Annotated in this window: 14 protein-coding genes and 2 pseudogenes; 5 read left to right on the forward strand and 11 right to left on the reverse strand. The window is 69.6% G+C overall.

Annotation, left to right across the window (positions count from 1 at the left end; all coding sequences use genetic code 11):
• Nucleotides 1-13: 13 nt before the first annotated feature.
• Nucleotides 14-406 carry a BON domain-containing protein gene (locus AC5LXX_RS33990; RefSeq protein WP_493413588.1) on the reverse strand — a complete coding sequence of 131 codons (393 nt, stop codon included), beginning with the start codon at nucleotides 404-406 and terminating at the stop codon, nucleotides 14-16.
• Between the two features lie 246 nt (nucleotides 407-652).
• Between AC5LXX_RS33990 and AC5LXX_RS33995 the strand changes: the two are divergent.
• Nucleotides 653-998 (forward strand): annotated as a pseudogene (locus AC5LXX_RS33995) (glycosyltransferase); the annotation flags it as partial.
• 1 nt (nucleotide 999) lies between these two features.
• On the opposite strand, the gene AC5LXX_RS34000 reads toward AC5LXX_RS33995, so the two are convergent.
• Together AC5LXX_RS34000 and AC5LXX_RS34005 are read right to left on the reverse strand one after the other, a co-directional pair.
• Nucleotides 1,000-3,309, reverse strand: coding sequence for a hybrid sensor histidine kinase/response regulator (locus tag AC5LXX_RS34000; RefSeq protein WP_493413589.1), 2,310 nt, complete (start codon nucleotides 3,307-3,309; stop codon nucleotides 1,000-1,002).
• Between the two features lie 238 nt (nucleotides 3,310-3,547).
• A complete protein-coding gene (locus tag AC5LXX_RS34005; RefSeq protein WP_493413590.1) occupies nucleotides 3,548-4,915 on the reverse strand; it encodes a sigma-54-dependent transcriptional regulator in 1,368 nt (455 codons plus the stop codon).
• A 356-nt stretch (nucleotides 4,916-5,271) separates the two neighbouring features.
• Here AC5LXX_RS34005 and AC5LXX_RS34010 point away from each other — a divergent pair, with 356 nt between their 5' ends.
• Entirely contained in the window at nucleotides 5,272-6,309 is a 1,038-nt protein-coding gene (locus AC5LXX_RS34010) for a sigma-54 interaction domain-containing protein (protein ID WP_493413591.1), read from the forward strand.
• 51 nt (nucleotides 6,310-6,360) lie between these two features.
• Here the strand turns inward: AC5LXX_RS34010 and AC5LXX_RS34015 are convergent, their stop codons facing one another.
• Both AC5LXX_RS34015 and AC5LXX_RS34020 read right to left on the reverse strand, forming a co-directional pair.
• Entirely contained in the window at nucleotides 6,361-7,032 is a 672-nt protein-coding gene (locus tag AC5LXX_RS34015; RefSeq protein ID WP_493413592.1) for a BON domain-containing protein, read from the reverse strand.
• A gap of 187 nt (nucleotides 7,033-7,219) precedes the next feature.
• Nucleotides 7,220-7,588 carry a chemotaxis protein gene (locus tag AC5LXX_RS34020; protein ID WP_493413593.1) on the reverse strand — a complete coding sequence of 123 codons (369 nt, stop codon included), beginning with the start codon at nucleotides 7,586-7,588 and terminating at the stop codon, nucleotides 7,220-7,222.
• 278 nt (nucleotides 7,589-7,866) lie between these two features.
• On the opposite strand from AC5LXX_RS34020, the pseudogene AC5LXX_RS34025 reads away from it, so the two are divergent.
• Nucleotides 7,867-9,460, forward strand: a pseudogene (locus tag AC5LXX_RS34025) (PAS domain-containing hybrid sensor histidine kinase/response regulator).
• 10 nt (nucleotides 9,461-9,470) lie between these two features.
• On the opposite strand, the gene AC5LXX_RS34030 reads toward AC5LXX_RS34025, so the two are convergent.
• The 4 genes from AC5LXX_RS34030 to AC5LXX_RS34045 all read right to left on the reverse strand — a co-directional run bounded on the left by AC5LXX_RS34030 (nucleotide 9,471) and on the right by AC5LXX_RS34045 (nucleotide 12,277).
• On the reverse strand, nucleotides 9,471-9,794 hold the full coding sequence (locus tag AC5LXX_RS34030) for a four-helix bundle copper-binding protein (protein WP_124452416.1): 324 nt from the start codon (nucleotides 9,792-9,794) through the stop codon (nucleotides 9,471-9,473).
• A 29-nt stretch (nucleotides 9,795-9,823) separates the two neighbouring features.
• Nucleotides 9,824-11,029, reverse strand: coding sequence for a zinc-dependent alcohol dehydrogenase (locus AC5LXX_RS34035; protein ID WP_493413594.1), 1,206 nt, complete (start codon nucleotides 11,027-11,029; stop codon nucleotides 9,824-9,826).
• Nucleotides 11,030-11,128: 99 nt separating this feature from the next.
• Complete coding sequence (locus tag AC5LXX_RS34040) at nucleotides 11,129-11,593, reverse strand: hypothetical protein (protein WP_493413595.1); 465 nt, start codon at nucleotides 11,591-11,593, stop codon at nucleotides 11,129-11,131.
• A gap of 45 nt (nucleotides 11,594-11,638) precedes the next feature.
• A complete protein-coding gene (locus AC5LXX_RS34045; protein ID WP_493413596.1) occupies nucleotides 11,639-12,277 on the reverse strand; it encodes a MarC family protein in 639 nt (212 codons plus the stop codon).
• A 122-nt stretch (nucleotides 12,278-12,399) separates the two neighbouring features.
• Here AC5LXX_RS34045 and AC5LXX_RS34050 point away from each other — a divergent pair, with 122 nt between their 5' ends.
• Complete coding sequence (locus AC5LXX_RS34050) at nucleotides 12,400-12,618, forward strand: DUF6566 family protein (RefSeq protein ID WP_034189953.1); 219 nt, start codon at nucleotides 12,400-12,402, stop codon at nucleotides 12,616-12,618.
• 49 nt (nucleotides 12,619-12,667) lie between these two features.
• Here AC5LXX_RS34050 and AC5LXX_RS34055 read toward each other — a convergent pair whose 3' ends face one another.
• Nucleotides 12,668-13,045, reverse strand: a complete 378-nt coding sequence (locus tag AC5LXX_RS34055; RefSeq protein ID WP_493413597.1) for a DUF5594 family protein — start codon at nucleotides 13,043-13,045, stop codon at nucleotides 12,668-12,670.
• Nucleotides 13,046-13,087: 42 nt separating this feature from the next.
• On the reverse strand, nucleotides 13,088-14,620 hold the full coding sequence (locus AC5LXX_RS34060) for an FAD-dependent oxidoreductase (RefSeq protein ID WP_493413598.1): 1,533 nt from the start codon (nucleotides 14,618-14,620) through the stop codon (nucleotides 13,088-13,090).
• 234 nt (nucleotides 14,621-14,854) lie between these two features.
• Here AC5LXX_RS34060 and AC5LXX_RS34065 point away from each other — a divergent pair, with 234 nt between their 5' ends.
• Nucleotides 14,855-16,015 (forward strand): NAD-dependent formate dehydrogenase, encoded by a 1,161-nt coding sequence (locus AC5LXX_RS34065; protein ID WP_493413599.1) that lies wholly within the window; start codon nucleotides 14,855-14,857, stop codon nucleotides 16,013-16,015.
• Nucleotides 16,016-16,035 lie beyond the last annotated feature (20 nt).

Raw genomic sequence — 16,035 nt, forward strand, 5'->3', positions numbered from 1 at the left:
GGCGACGCCGCGATTACTTGGCCCGGATGGTCAGCTGGTCGCGCACGTCCTGCACGCCGTCGACCTGCTTCACGACGCTCACGGCCTGCGTGCGCTGCTGCTCGTCCGGCACGCTGCCGGTCAGCGTCACGGTGCCGCGACGCGTCTTCACGTGAATGTCGCCGGACGACAGGCCGTTCGCGCCGACGAGTTCGGCCTTCGCCTTGGTCGTGATCGTCGCGTCGCGAATCTTCGCGCCGGTAGTCGAATGCGACGACGACGCGGTGCTGTCGTCGCCTGCCGCGACCGCGTTCGGCGCGATCACCGCGCAGGCCGCGGCTGCGGCAATCGCGACCGCCATGCCGGCGCGCACCGCACGCTGACGACGAATTCTCGGGGAGCCTGCTTGCAGCGGGATGACCTTCATCGTGACCTCCTTGTGGTCTGGCCGGGCAGTGCCGGCAGGTGACCCCGTGGTGCGCAAACCGCGTGCCGCCCCGGCCGCGCCGCGCGCCCGTACGGCACACCGATCGGACGCCCTATCATCCAACGCTTTGTAATTTTTTCGGCGTACCGACCGGCCGATTTCCCCGCAGCGCACCGGGCATGCCGATTGCCGACTGCAGGGCTAACGGAGGTGCATCGCCGCAGCCCCGATACCGGGAGCCATGCCATGCAAGGAATTGAGTTGGTCAGGGAACATGCGTCGCCGCTGGGGGTGATGGGCGGCGTCGATGCCGGCGGCCGGAACATCCATGTGTCGTGAACGTCGCGAAGCAGCTCGCGGAGCGCGTGTAAAGGTCGACGTCTACACGCGCTGCGACAACCCGCACCTGCCGGAGGTCGTGCCGATCGGCCCGCGCATGCGTGTGATCCACGTGCCGGCCGGGCCGCCGACCGACGTGCCGAAGGAGCGGCTGCGGCCGGACAGGGTGGCGTTCGCGGACGCCATGATCATGCCGGGCGACGCCGCGCTGCGCATGAAGCGGCAACTCGGCATCCCGCTCGTCACGACGTTCGTCAGCCGTCGCGCTTCGTCACGTGCGCGATCTTGTGCGCCAGTTCGCGCACGTCGACCGGCTTGCACAGATAGCCGTCGAACCCGGCCTCCAGCGCGCGCCGTTCGTCGGCGAGGCCGGCATGCGCGGTAACGGCGAGCACGCGCACGTCGGGCGGGCCGCTGTCGCCGTTCATCGTCCCATGCCGCAGCGCGTCGAGCAGCCAGAAGCCGTCGCCGTCGGGCATCGCGAGATCGGACAGCACGACGGTCGGCCGCATGTCGGCGGCCACCGCGAGCGCTTCGCGGCCCGACGACGCGATCGCGACGGCCGCGCCGAACGTGGTCAGCGCGGCGGTGAGGCTCGCGCGCGTCGTTGCATCGTCGTCGACGATCAGGATCCGCTGCGCGTCGAGCGCGAGCGATTCGCGCGGGCCGCCCGCCTGCGCGAGTCCCCACGCCATCGCGCCGGCCGGCTGCCAGCCGGCTGGCAGCGTCACCGTGAACGTCGTGCCGCGATTGCGGCCCGCGCTCACGACGGTCACGCGGCCGCCGTGCAGCTCGGCGATATGCCGCACGATCGACAGGCCGAGACCGAGCCCGCGCCGCGACGACGCGGGCGAATCGTCCGCGCGGCGGAACATGTCGAATACGTACGGCAGGAACTCCGCTGCGACGCCCTGCCCCGTATCGGCCACGGTCAGTACCGCACGCACATCGTCGCGCGCGAGTCCGACCGTGACGTGACCGCCGCCCGGCGTGAATTTCAGTGCGTTCGAGACGAGGTTCGACAGCATCTGCCGCAACCGCTCGGCATCGCCCGAAACGATGCACGACGCGGTATCGCACTCGAATTCGAGCATGATGCCGGTGGAAGCAGCGGCCGTCTGGAACGCGGCGACCGAATCGGAAAACAGCCGCACGATGTCGACCGGCGTCGCGTCGAGGCGCAGTTTGCCGGTCGCGAGCGACGACGCATCGAGGATGTCGCCGACCATCCGCGTCAGCGAACGCGCACTGCGGTCGATCGCGTCGACCGCCTGGTTCTGCAGCGCGTGGTCGCCGGAATTTCGCAACACCTCGATCCAGCCGTAGATCACGTTCAGCGGCGTGCGCAGCTCGTGCGATACCGTGGCGAGCAGCTCGTCCTTCAGCCGGTTCGACGTATCGGCCTGGTCGCGCGCATCGCGTGCGCCTTGCAGCGAGCGCTTCGCGCGCTGGTCGCGACGGCGCTGTGCGCCGGTTTCGCGCAGGGTCAGCGACATCGCGACACAGGCGCGCGCGTCGCCCTGCACCGGGCCTGCCGACACCGTCGCACGAAAACGCCGGCCGTCGCGCCGCACGCACAGCAGTTCGAGCGGCCCGACCGGCTCGCGCATCGCGTCGAGCGATGCGGCGAGCGGATTGCGCCGCAACCAGCGCATCGCGACCAGCGTGTCGAACTGGCGGCCGCGCGCGTCGGCCTCGTCGTACCCGAAGATTCGCCGCGCAGCCGGATTCCAGCTGACGATGTGCCCCCCCGCGTCGATCCCGACGATCGCATCCGGCGATGCGTCGACGACCGCATGCTGCAACCGCGACGCATCGACGCGTGCACGGTCCGCGCCGGCATCGCGCAACAGCAGCACCGCGCCGTCGAGGTTGCCGTCCGCGTCGCCGAGCGACGACGCCACCTCGACGATCGGAACCGGATCGCCGCCGCCGCCCGGCTGCAGCCAGTGCCGGTCGGACACCGCGTCCGCACCGCCGAGCGCGCGATCGAGCGGCGTCGTCTGCACGCGGCGGCCGTCACGGTCGACGATCCGCAGCACGTCGCGCACGGGCCGCCCCGTCGCGTCGTCCGGCCGGCAGCCGGCGAGTTCGGCCGCCGCCGCATTGATATAGGTCAGCCGCCCTTTCGCATCGGTCGCGATCACGCCATGCGGCAGCGCACGCAGCACGGCTTCGAGCTGCCGGCGTGCGGCCGCCTCGCGCCGGTGCGCGCGATCGTTCGTGATCCGCGTGTTCCGCAGCGTCGACGCGATCGCGCAGACCAGCGCACCGACCAGCATGAAGGTACCGAGCTGCACGAGCCGCTCCGGCAGCGGCGCCGGATAGGCGGCCGAGTCGGACAGGAACAGCGTCCACACGAGCATCCCGCTGACGACGGTCGACGCGACGCCGAACAGGAACGACGTCGCCCATGCAGCGCCCGCGAGCAGCGGGTAGTAGAGGACGAACGGCAGGTTCACGCCGCCGAAACGGATCGCGAGCGCCTGCAGCACGGTCGCGATCGCGACCAGCATCACCGCGGTAGCGTAACTTCCGGCCTGCGGCCGGCCCAGATCGATCATCGGACACGCTCCAGCAAGGAGGGCCGATCACTGCGGGCCCGGACACCGCCGACGGGCACGGCGCATGCCGGCCGGTCGGAACCGGCGGCGCAGCCGCCCACCATGGGGAGATTCACGCCCTGACCGCTCCGACACGCCGGCTCGTCGTCTCGCCGCATGTCGAGCGCATGCGCCGCCGTCTCGACCGAAAAACGCGCCGTGATGCGCAAACGGGGGCATGTGCACGATCGCCGCGGCATCAGGAATCCGGCTTTTCCGCTTCGTCTTCGAGTTGCGCGAGCCGGTTGTAGATCGTTTTCAGGCTGACGTCGAGCACTTCGGCCGCTTGTGCCTTCACGCCGCCGCACTGGGCGATCGTGCCGAGGATCAGCTTGCGGTCGACTTCCTCGAGCGGCGTGCCGAACGGCACCGTCACGCGATCCTCGTGCGAATCGACCATGCTGGACAACTCGTCCATGATCGGCGGCGGCAGCGTATCGATCACGTCGGCATCGGTAAAGATGCTCGCGCGCTGCACGAAGTTGCGCAGCTCACGCACGTTGCCGGGCCATTCGTAGGTCTTCAGCGCGTCGCGCGCGGCCGGTGCGAAGCGCAGGTTGCGGCCGCTTTCTTCGTTGTAGCGATGCAGGAATGCTTCCGCGAGCATCGGGATGTCGTCGCCGCGCTCGCGCAGCGACGGCAGCGGAATCGGAAACACGTTGATCCGGTGGAACAGGTCGGGCCGCAGCTTGCCGTCCGCCATCGCGGCTTCCGGGTCGCGGTTCGTCGCGGCGACGATGCGCACGTCGACATCGATTTCGCGCGTCGAGCCGAGCCGCGTGACGCGCCCCGTTTCCAGCACGCGCAACAGCTTGACCTGCGATTCGAGCGGCATCTCGGTGATCTCGTCGAGAAACAGCGTACCGCCGTCCGCGCGCTCGAAGAAACCCTTGTGCTGGCGCTCGGCACCGGTAAAGCTGCCGCGGTCATGGCCGAACATCTCGCTTTCGACGAGGTTCGCGGCAATCGCGCCGCAGTTCACCGCGAGGAACGGGCCGCGGCGGCGCAGGCTCAGGTCGTGTACCGTCTGCGCGGCGAGCTCCTTGCCGGTGCCCGATTCGCCCGTGAGCAGCACCGATGCCTCGGTGCGCGCCACGCGGCCGATCGCGTCGTAGACGGCCTGCATCGCGGGCGAACTGCCGAGCATGCGGCCGAAGCGACCGAGGCGCTGCAGTTCCGAGCGCAGCTCCGCGATTTCCTCGTGCAGCGCGGTCGTGCGCGGCACACGCGCGAAAATGCTGTTCAGCCGCTGCATGTTGATCGGCTTCACCAGGTAGTCGGTCGCGCCGCGCCGCAATGCGTCGATCGCGGTTTCCAGGCTCGCGTGACCGGTGGTCAGCACCATCTCGCAATGCCCGCGTTTGGGCAGCGCGTCGAACAGGTCCATCCCGTTGCCGTCCGGCAGCACGAGATCGCACAGCACGAGATCGGGGGTATGCGTCGAGACCAGCGTGCGCGCTTCTTCGAGCGTGGCCGCCGTATCGCATGCGAGTTGCTGCGCGCGCGCGAGCGTGGCCAGCATCGTTCGCGTATCGGCATCGTCTTCGACGATCAGGACATAAGGCATCGAGGCTCCTTGTAATGCGGCCCGGCACATGCGTCGGCCGACACCGCGGCACGCATGCGGCGCGGCGTCGGCGTGCACCACCGTGCGCATACGACGACACGCTCCACGCTGCACGCGAATGAGCAGACAAGTTTTCCTGCAATGACATACGAATGCTTAGCAGTATAGAAGAACGATGTTGTGCAAGCTTCGCTTATCGAATAAATCTATCTGTCGGCGCTACCTGCATTGCCAGATTCAATGCCTCGGAATCGGTACGAAATGTATTCTGGGTACGTGAAAAACGGCGTGTGCCACGTCATTTTTTCATCCGCCTCGACACATTCGGTCAAATCTTCCCCATTCGGGATCACATCATGTCGAAATCAGTCGATGACGGCGCACGCCTGTTCGGCCGCTCGCGCACGATCCAGGATCTGCTGCTGAAAATATCGCGCGTGGCGGTCACGCGCATCAGCGTGTTGATCGTCGGCGAAAGCGGTGCCGGCAAGGATATCGTCGCGCGGCTCATCCACGACATGAGCCCGCGCCGGCGCGGGCCGTTCGTGCCCGTCAACTGCGGCGCGATCCCGCACGACATCGCGGAATCGCAATTGTTCGGTCACGAGAAAGGCAGCTTCACGGGCGCCGTTGCCCAGCATGTGGGCATGTTCGAAGCCGCACGCGGCGGCACGCTGTTTCTCGACGAAATCGCCGAGATGCCCGGCGAACTGCAGGTCAAGCTGCTGCGTACGCTCGAGACGAACACGATCGTTCGCGTGGGCGGCCACGAGCCGATTCCGCTCGACGTGCGGATCGTCGCGGCCACCCACCACGATCCCGTCGAGGCGCTGCGCAGCGGCCGCTTGCGTGAAGACCTGTTCTACCGGATCGCACCGGTCGCGCTGCACGTGCCCGCGCTCAGGCAGCGCGAGGACGATGTCGGCGACATCGCACTGCAGATCGTCGAGCGGCTGAATGCGCGGCACCGCACGAGAAAGCGGCTGTCGACGCAGGCGATGAAGGCGCTGCGCGCGTATTCGTGGCCAGGCAACGTGCGCGAGTTGCGCAACGCGCTGGAACGCGCATTCATCCTCGCCGACGAGCAGATCGAACTGCAGTTGCCGCGCCGCCCGCCGCCGAGCGAGGAAGTACGTCACAACGCGATGACGTTGCACATCGGCACGACGCTCGCGCATACGCAGCAGCGCTTCATCGTCGCGTCGCTGCGGCATTTCAAGGGCGACAAGCCGCGTACCGCGAAGGCGCTCGGCATCAGCCTGAAGACGCTGTACAACCGTCTCGCGCTGCTTCCCGCGCATGAGCGCAACGCGGCCAGCGCCACCGCGCCGCAGAATTCGAATGCCGCGAACGGCGGCACCCCGACCGACTCGCCGTCCGCGCCGGCGCCATGAGCGCGCTACTCGCGGACGGGATCGGGATCGCGCCGTGTGGCGCACGATCGGTCAATGATGCGGCTTGCGCTCGCGGTCGGTGCCGACGGTGCCGGGTTCGGGATCGCGCGCGGCCGGCAGCGTCGGCGTGACGGTCCGCTGGTCGGGATGCAGCACCGTGCCGGTATCGTGCTCGCCGTCGCGATGCACGCGCACGCGATTCTCGACGTCGCGCACGCCCAGGCAACCGTCGGCCAGATCCTCGATGTCGTGCTTCATCCAGCGCGCCGGCACCGTGCCGTCCAGCTGGACGCAGCCGTCATTCACCTGCACGGCGACGTCGCTCACGTCGATGTCGAGCGCGTGCGCGAGCCGCTCGCATACGTCCTCGCGAATCCGCTCGTCCGAGCGCGTATAGCCCTTCGGCCCGCGGCGCTGGCGCAGCGCGTCGCGGTCGGCCTCACTGCCGAATCGCGACGGATCCGGGGCGCCGCGGCCGCCGCGCGACTGGCCAGCCGGCCGTGCGGCGCGCTCGGTCCATTCGCTGCCCCAGTCTTCCGGGCCGACGTCCTCGCTCGCGAAACGGCGATAAGCCGATTCAGATGCGTGACCTTCCTCCGGCCAACGCGCCGGATCGTCCGGGATGCCGCGCTCGCCGGCGCCCCGGTACGCGCGCTCGTCGCGCTCGTGCCGCTCGGGCGGGCCGCTGCGCTCGCCGTATCGTCCGGGATTTCGTCGTTGCATCGTGTCTCTCCTTGATCGCGCCCGCGTCGCGCACGGCCCCATGCCGCGTCGCGGCGCGCGCCGAGCCGGTGGCACGCAAGCCGCGTGCCGATGCCGCGGCCGGCGCACGATGGATGCGCGCCGCGACGGCGATCTGCCGCCGGGCGCGCGAATCTGCAACGCGATTGCAGTTTTTGCGTGCCGGGCGTCACGGGGCACCGCCGTCGCCCGGTTCGTCCGGGTCGTTCGACTCGCTTGTGCGACCGGGCTCGCTCAGCCGCTCGGTACGGTCCGGCGCGATGTCCGCGCCTTCGTCGAGCGTCGAATCGCCGTCCGCCGACGCGCGCTCGCCGGTGCCCGCACGGTCCGTATCGCTGTCGAGCGAAGTATCGCCGCGTTCGAGTGCGTGATCGTCGAGCGGCGAATCGATGTCGAATGGATGGCGCCGCGCGCCGGCCGTGTCGCTGCCGCTGTCGGACGAGTCGCTCGGCCCCAGCGCGCGGCCGTCGCGGCCGCGGCTGGCGTTGTCGTCGTCCGGGCCGGCCGGCTCGTTGTCGGGGTTCAGCGTGCTGTTCATGTCGATCTCCTTGCAGGGCTTGCCGCCGCGTGCGGCCGGGCGGCCATCACACGGCAGGCGGGCCGCACGGTCGTGCAACCGGCATGCCGCATCGCGCGGCCGGGCCCGGCTCCGGCCGCCGACCCGACGTATGGCACAGCCGATGCGCACCCATTGATCAGGTGAATTGAGTTCCCTTATGCTTTCCGGGGTGCCAATCCGATTCATGTCGCCGCCGCCGGCCCGCCCGGCGGCGGCCGGGCAGGCGTTTGCCTGCCCGCCTTCGACCCGCCGCACCAATGAACAGAGACGCCGCCGACCCTCGCTCGCCCCTCTCGCCGCCCGGCTCGCCCGACGCGCGCGACCTGCTGCATCGCTTCGCCGAGTTCCGTTTCCAGACGGTGGTCGGCTCGATCACCGATTACGCGGTATTCATGCTCGATCCGAACGGCAACGTCGCGACCTGGAACAAGGGGGCCGAGCGCATCAAGGGCTATCGCGCCGCCGAGATCGTCGGCCAGCACTTCTCGCGCTTCTATCCGCCCGACGCGATCGCGGCCGGCCGGCCGTCGCACGGGCTCGACGCGGCAGCCACGCTGGGGCATTTCGAGGACGAAGGCTGGCGCGTGCGCAAGGACGGCTCGCAGTTCTGGGCGAGCGTGACGATCACCCCCGTGCACGATCACGCGAACCAGCTGTGCGGCTTCATCAAGATCACGCGCGACATGACCGAGCGCAAGCGGCTCGAGGAGCTCGAAGCGTCGACGCACCGGCTCAGCGTGTTCATCGCGATGCTCGCGCACGAGTTGCGCAACCATCTCGCGCCGCTGCGCCACTCGGTCGGCGTGCTGCAGCACCTGCCCGATCCGGCGCCCGCGCTCGCGCAGTGCCGCGACGCCGTGCACCGCCAGGTCGGACAGCTGACGCGGCTCGTCGACGATCTGCTCGACGTCGGGCGCATCACGGCCGGCAAGGTCGAGCTCGACGATCGCCCCCGTCACGGTGCGCGACGTCGTGTGTCGCGGCGTCGAGAGCATCCAGCCGAAACTGGCCGCGCGCGGGCAGCACATCCACGTCGACCTGCCGGCCGATGCCGTGCTGCTGCACGGCGACGAAGCGCGGCTCGTCCAGGTGCTGCACAACCTGCTCGACAACGCGTCGAAGTTCTCGCCGCACGGCGGACGGATCGACGTCGGCGCGCGGGTGGAAGGGCCGGTGGTCGCGATCCGCGTCACCAATCGCGGCGTCGGCATCGCGCCCGGCGCACTCGAGACGATCTTCGACCTGTTCGAGCAGCAAGGCGCACCGGGGCGCCCGCCGAGCGGCGGTTTCGGGCTCGGCCTGTCGATCTGCCGGACCTTCGTCGAACTGCATGGCGGACGGATTTCGGCCGAAAGCGACGGGCCCGGTCACGGTGCGACATTTACGGTGCAGTTGCCGATCGACCGGATTGCGCGTGCGGCGCCGGTCCGCGCGCCCGAACCGGCAACGAACGCGCCATCGGATACCACACCGCTGCGCATCGTCATCGTCGACGACAACCGCGACTCGGCCGACACGCTCGCCGTGCTGCTCAAGGTGAAGGGACACGCGCCGCGCGTCGCGTACCACGCGGCAGAAGCGCTGGCGCTCGCCCGCGACTACCTGCCGCAACTGATGATCCTCGACCTGACGATGCCGGACGTCGACGGCTTCACGCTGCTGCAGGAACTGCGCGCGATCGACGCGCTGCGCGACACGACCTGCGTCGCGCTGTCCGGCCATGCGCGCGCGTCCGACCTGGCGCGCACCGAACGTGCAGGCTTCGACGGCCATCTCGTGAAGCCCGTCGAGATGGCCGTGCTCGACGCATTGCTGCAGCGCGTCGCGCGCCAGGTTCAGGACACGCCGTAAGTGCCCGTGCTCAGGCCATTGCGCGGCACATCGCCGCGCATGCCTCGCACGCGAGCGCGCAGCGCCGGCAATGCTCGTGCGCGTGCCGCGAACACTCGGCCGCACACAGGTCGCACGCATGCGCGCACAGCGCGCAAATACGCGGTGCGAGCCCGCTGCGGCGCGACATCGCGCCCGACGCGAAGCGGCACAGCTGCGCGCACTCGATGTCGAGCGCGATGCAGCCTGCCAGCGCGTGTACGTCGCGCTCCGCAAGGCAGGCGGCCGCGCAGGTGTCGCACGCGTGCGCGCAGGCATCGCACGCGGCCATGCAGTTGTCGTATCGATCGTTCATCGCAGTGCTCCCGGTTTCGGTTCGTGTCGTCATGGCGCCAGCTTCACCTTCATCCAGCCCGGCTCGCGCACGTCGAACGCGCGATACGCATCGATCGCGTTCGTCAGCGGCTCGCAGCGCGTGAGCACCGACAACGGATCGAACGCGCCGCTGCGCACGAGCTCGACGAGCGGCGGCGTCACCGTCCGGTGATTGCAATTGCCCATCTTGATCGTCAGGTTCCGGTTCATCGCGTCGCCGATCGGAAACACGCGCGCGGCCGGCGGATACACGCCGATCACCGCGACCGTGCCGGCCTTCGCGACCGCGCGCACCGCCCATTGCAGCACCTGCGACGGCCCGTCGCCCGGCACCCAGTTGCGGCCGTCCGGCCTGGGGCGCGGCACGATCTCAGCGACTTCCGTATCGAATGCGCGCGCGGCGTCACCGTCGGCCGCGGCCGGCCCGTGCGTCGCCCGCATCGCGTCGACGCCCACCGCATCGATCACGCGATCGACGCCGATCCCGCCCGTCAGCCGCAGCACGGTATCGACCGGATCGTCCTCGGAGAAGTCGATGATTTCAGCGCCCTGCGCGCAGGCCATCTCGAGACGCGACGCGATGCGGTCGACCGCGATCACGCGCCCGGCGCCCATCAGCTTCGCGCTCGCGATCGCGAACTGGCCGACCGGCCCCGCGCCGAACACGGCGACCGTATCGCCCGGCTTCACCTCCGCGAGCTGCGCACCGAAATACCCGGTCGGGAAAATGTCCGACATCAGGATCGCGCGATCGTCGTCGATCGCGTCCGGCAGGCGGATCAGGCTCGCATGCGCAAGCGGCGTGCGCGCGTATTCGGCCTGCAGCCCGTCGAACGGGCCCGTCTCGGCCGGCCCGCCGAAGAACGCTGTGCCCGCGCGCGGCCCGCCGGGGTTCGCGGTGTCGCACTGCGCGGTGTAGCCCGCGCGGCAGTACGCGCAGCTGCCGCAGGCGATCGTCGACGGAATCAGCACGCGATCGCCACGCCGCAGGTTGCGCACGTCGCGCCCGATCGCCTCGACGATGCCGACGCCTTCATGGCCGAGGATCGTGCCCGGCTTCATCCCGCCGAGCGTGCCGCGCACCATGTGCAGGTCGGTGCCGCAGATCGCGCTGGCCGTCAGGCGCACGACCGCGTCGGTCGCCGCGGCGACCTCCGGATCGGGCACCGTGTCGATGCGAATGTCGCCGATGCCGTGAAATACGACTGCTTTCATGTCAGGCCCTCCTTGTCGAAAGCGGAAACGGTGCATGTGACCGTCGAGGCTATCGAGCAAGGCGTGCGCCCGGGCCGGTGGCCGCGCACGCGACGTCAATCAGTCGGCCGCAACGCTACCGCCGCCGTCGCGCGCGTTCGAAATCGCTTCGACGAGCTTCAGTTCGTCGTCGATCGACAGCGTCGTGTCGGTCACCTCGCCGCCGAAGGGCGCCAGCGCCGCACTCAGCGCGTAGATGTCGAGTTGCGTCGCGGCGAGCCCGAGCGATACGGTGCCCGGGCGCGCCTTGCGCGCGACGCGGTCGGTCAGCACGTCGTCCACCGGCCGCTCGCGCCATGCGTCGAGCGACGCTTCGACGTGCTCGACCACGCTGTCGAGCAGCGATCCGGACGACACGCGGCCGGGGTCGACCGAATGCGTGCGCAACCGTCCGTCGGTCGTGCACTCGACGATCACGACACCCGACAGCGCGACGACGTGCCGGTCGCGCAACGTCCCGAGTTCGGCCATCGCGCGACGGGCCGCATCGAGATCGGGATAGGACAACACGATCAGCGTGTTCATCAGCGACTCCATGTAATCGAACGGCCGCGCTTCGGCACGCCGCGCTCAATGCGGCAGCCCGAACGCGGCCTTCAGGCTCGCGACGATCATCTGCATCGCGATCGCCGCGAGAATCATCCCCATCAGCCGCTGCGTGACGGCCGTCACGCGCGGCGACAGGTAATGGCCGATCAGCGGCGCCGACAGCAGCGACACGGCCAGCAGCACGAGAAACGCGGCCAGGCCGAGCGCGAACGCAAGTTCCTGCCCGGTCGAGAACGCGCCGTGCCCGAGCACGATCATCGTCGCGATCGTGCCGGGGCCGACCAGCAACGGGATCGTCAACGGATAGATCGCGACGCTCTCGGCCGCCGCCGGATCGGCGCCCTCGTCGTCGCCTGGCGAATGCTGGCGGCTCGGCGCACCATGCAGCATCGACAGCGCGATCAGCAGCACCAGCAGCCCGCCCGCGAGGCGGAAATCGTCGATCGTCAGGCCGAACACGTGCAGGATCGCGCCTCCCGCGACGGCCGATACGATGCAGCCCACCGACACGCCGATCGCGGCCGTCAGCGCGACCTTGCGGCGCACGCCGTCCGCCGCGCCTTCGGTCAGCGACAGGAATACCGGGATGTTCGCGATCGGGTTCATGATCGCGAACAGCGCCGCGAACACCTTGATGGAAAAAGTCAGGTCGAAGGCCACAGGGTCGCTCCCGTTTCGCATGCCGAATCGAATGCAGGTTCACGCCGGTTTCCGGTGCACGGCGCGCGCCGTGCTGATACGATCGACGCACCGCGTTCACGCACGACGGAGGGCCCCGACCGATGCAAGCCACAGATACCTTCATGGATCACGAGATTCGCGTCGAAGCGACGCGCAACGCGAACGGCGCGTGGGTCGCGCAGGTGCGGATCTTCCGCGACGGCGCACCGGTCGACCTGCCCGCGCCCGAGCTCGTCACGCCCGAATGGCTCACGTGCGACGAGGCGCTGCGCGGCGGCATCGACCAGGGCCGCGTGATCGTCAAGACGCGCGACCGGTAACGTCGCGCGGTTCATCGGCGCATCGCCGGCCGCCGTCGCACCGCGCGTTTCATGCATCGAAATCGAGGTCGCCGATCAGGATCTCGCGGTCGCGCTGGGTCCGCGAGCTGAAATCGACCGGCAATTCCATCTGCCAACGCTCGATCGTGACCGGCAGCACCGCGAGATAGCGGTCGAAGCGGCCAGGGTCGCGCTCGGCCAGCAGGCCGGCGACTGCATCGTCGCGCCACGCGAGCCGCGCATTCAGCCGGTTCGGCAGCCCCACCGTCGACGTGAGGCCGACGACGTCGACGCAGGTCGGGCTGCCCTGCCCGTCGTGCGGCACGACGTCGACCTTCACCTCGCCGGGCCGGTACAGGCCGCGCAGGCGCGCCGCGATACGCGGCGCGAATTCGGTTTCGAAACGGGCACGGACGTCGGGATTCATCTCTTCTTCACTCCAGGTTCGGGTTGTGTCGTCACGCCGCCATCACGCGGCTGCAATCTGCTGCTCGAATGCCACTTCCGCCTTCAGGCTGTCGAGATCGCGGCCGAGCGTCACGACCGCGAGCCGCGTGTCGCCGCGCCAGTACGCGATCGAGCAGTCGTGCGCGCCGAGGTCGCCGTCGATCTCGACGCGATCCCAGTGCTCGGCATGCCCGACATAGTGGATCGTCAGGTCGTAATGCTGGCTCCAGAAAAACGGCACCGCGTCGAACGGCCGCTGCTGGCCGAGCATGTTGCGCGCCGCGACGATGCCCTGCCGCTCGGCGACGACCCAGTGCTCGACGCGGATCCGCTCGCCCGTCAGTGGATCGGGCCAGCGTGCGATGTCGCCGGCCGCGTAGATGCCGGGTGCGCTCGTCTGAAGGAAACGGTCGACCGTCACGCCGCGTTCGACGGCAAGCCCCGCGTCCTGCGCGAGCCCGACGTTCGGATGCACGCCGATGCCGACCACCACGACATCGGCCGGCAGCACGTCGCCGGTCGACAGCGTCACGCTGTCCGGCGTGATCCGCGCGGGTGTCGCGCCGAGATGGAACACGACGCCGTGCGATTCGTGCAGCGCCTTGATCGTGTCGCCGAGCGCATCGCCGAGCACGCGCGCCATCGGGCGCGCATCGGGTGCGACGACGTGCACGTCGAGCCCGCGCGTACGCAACGCGGCGGCCGCCTCGAGGCCGATGAAGCTCGCGCCCACCACCACGCAGCGGCGCGCGGTTTTCAGCTTGCCGATCAGCGCGTCGCAATCGGCGAGCGAGCGCAGTACGCACACGTGCGGCAGGTCGGCACCGGGCACCGTCAGCCGGTTCGGCTCGGCGCCCGTCGCGAGCAGCAGCGCGCCGTATTCGATGCGGCTGCCGTCGGCCAGCTCGACCGCGTGCTGCGCGGGATCGATCCGGGCGACGCGCGTGTCGCACCGCACGTCGATGCGCTGCCCGGTATAGAACGACGGTGCGCGCAGCGGCAGCCAGTCGGCGTCGGCCGTGCCCGCGAGGTAATCCTTCGACAGGTTCGGCCGGTCGTACGGCGGGTCGCGATCGGCGCTCAGCAGCGTGACGGGATGCGGATAGCCTTCCTGCCGCAGCGTCACGGCCGCCGCGATCGCGGCGGCGCCGCCGCCGACGATCACGACCGACGCCGGCAGCCCGGTCGCCTTCAGCGCAGGCGGCACGGCGGCCGGCCGCGCATCGAGCACGACGGCACGGCCGTCGCGGCGTTCGACGCGCCAGCACGGCAGCCCGTCGAGCGCCGGCGCGCGCTGCAACTCGCCCGTGCGCAGGCAGAACGCCGCGTGATGCCACGGGCAGCGGATCGTGTCGCCGACCAACAGGCCGTCGGCCAGCGGCGCACCGTAGTGCGGGCAATTCGCCCCCACGGCAAACAGTTCGTCGGCACGGCGCACGAGCAGCACCGCTGCATCGCCGACATGGCCCTCGATCATCGCGCCGTCGGCGATCTCGTCGAGCGCGATGCCTGCCGCGAGATCGGGGCGCGAAGACGAATCGTCGCTTGCAGTCATGACGTGGCTCCCGGAAAGTCAGGTAACGATCCCATTATCGACATCCCTCCTGAAAAGAACAGGTACAGACGCCCCGCAGCGCACGCAAACACGGACTGTAGCTTGCACGCGATCCATGACGGGCGTAGAACGTCATCAACGTTGCGGCGCAACACGCCGCCCGCCCGCGGGGCACGTCGCGCGTCCTGCGCAATGCGCGTGCCGCCTTCATCCCGTCGTCAGGAGTGCTCCCCGATGGCCACCGTCCTGTGTGTGCTCTACCCCGATCCCGTCGACGGCTATCCGCCGCGCTACGTGCGCGACACGATTCCGGTCGTTTCGCAATACGCGGACGGCCAAAGCGCGCCGACGCCGGCCGGCCCGCTCGGCTTCCGGCCCGGCGAACTCGTCGGCTCGGTGTCCGGCGCGCTCGGGTTGCGCGGCTACATGGAAGCGCACGGCCATACGCTGATCGTCACGAGCGACAAGGACGGCCCCGATTCCGAATTCGAGCGCCGGCTGCCCGAAGCCGACGTGGTGATCTCGCAGCCGTTCTGGCCCGCGTACCTGACGGCCGAGCGGATCGCCCGCGCGCCGAAGCTGAAGCTCGCGCTGACCGCCGGAATCGGCTCCGATCACGTCGACCTGGACGCCGCGGCGCGCGCGCACATCACGGTCGCCGAAGTCACCGGCTCGAACAGCATCAGCGTGGCCGAGCACGTGGTGATGACGACGCTCGCGCTGGTGCGCAACTACCTGCCGTCGCATGCGGTCGCGCAGCAAGGCGGCTGGAACATCGCCGATTGCGTGTCGCGCAGCTACGACGTCGAAGGCATGCATTTCGGCACGGTCGGCGCCGGGCGCATCGGGCTCGCCGTGCTGCGCCGGCTCAAGCCGTTCGGCCTGCAGCTGCACTACACGCAGCGCCACCGGCTCGATGCCGCGATCGAGCAGGAACTCGGGCTCACGTATCACGCCGATGCCGCGTCGCTGGCGAGTGCCGTCGACATCGTCAACCTGCAGATCCCGCTGTACCCGTCGACCGAGCACCTGTTCGACGCGGCGATGATCGCGCGGATGAAGCGCGGCGCATACCTGATCAATACCGCGCGCGCGAAGCTGGTCGACCGCGACGCGGTCGTGAATGCCGTCGCGTCCGGGCATCTCGCCGGCTACGGCGGCGACGTGTGGTTTCCGCAGCCCGCGCCGGCCGATCACCCGTGGCGCGCGATGCCGTTCAACGGGATGACGCCGCATATCTCGGGCACGTCGCTGTCCGCGCAGGCGCGCTACGCGGCCGGCACGCTGGAGATCCTGCAATGCTGGTTCGACGGCAAGCCGATCCGCAACGAATACCTGATCGTCGACGGCGGCACGCTCGCGGGCACGGGCGCGCAGTCGTACCGGCTGACCTGACGCCACGCGCCATGCACGGC

Source organism: Burkholderia torrens, from assembly GCF_984668525.1.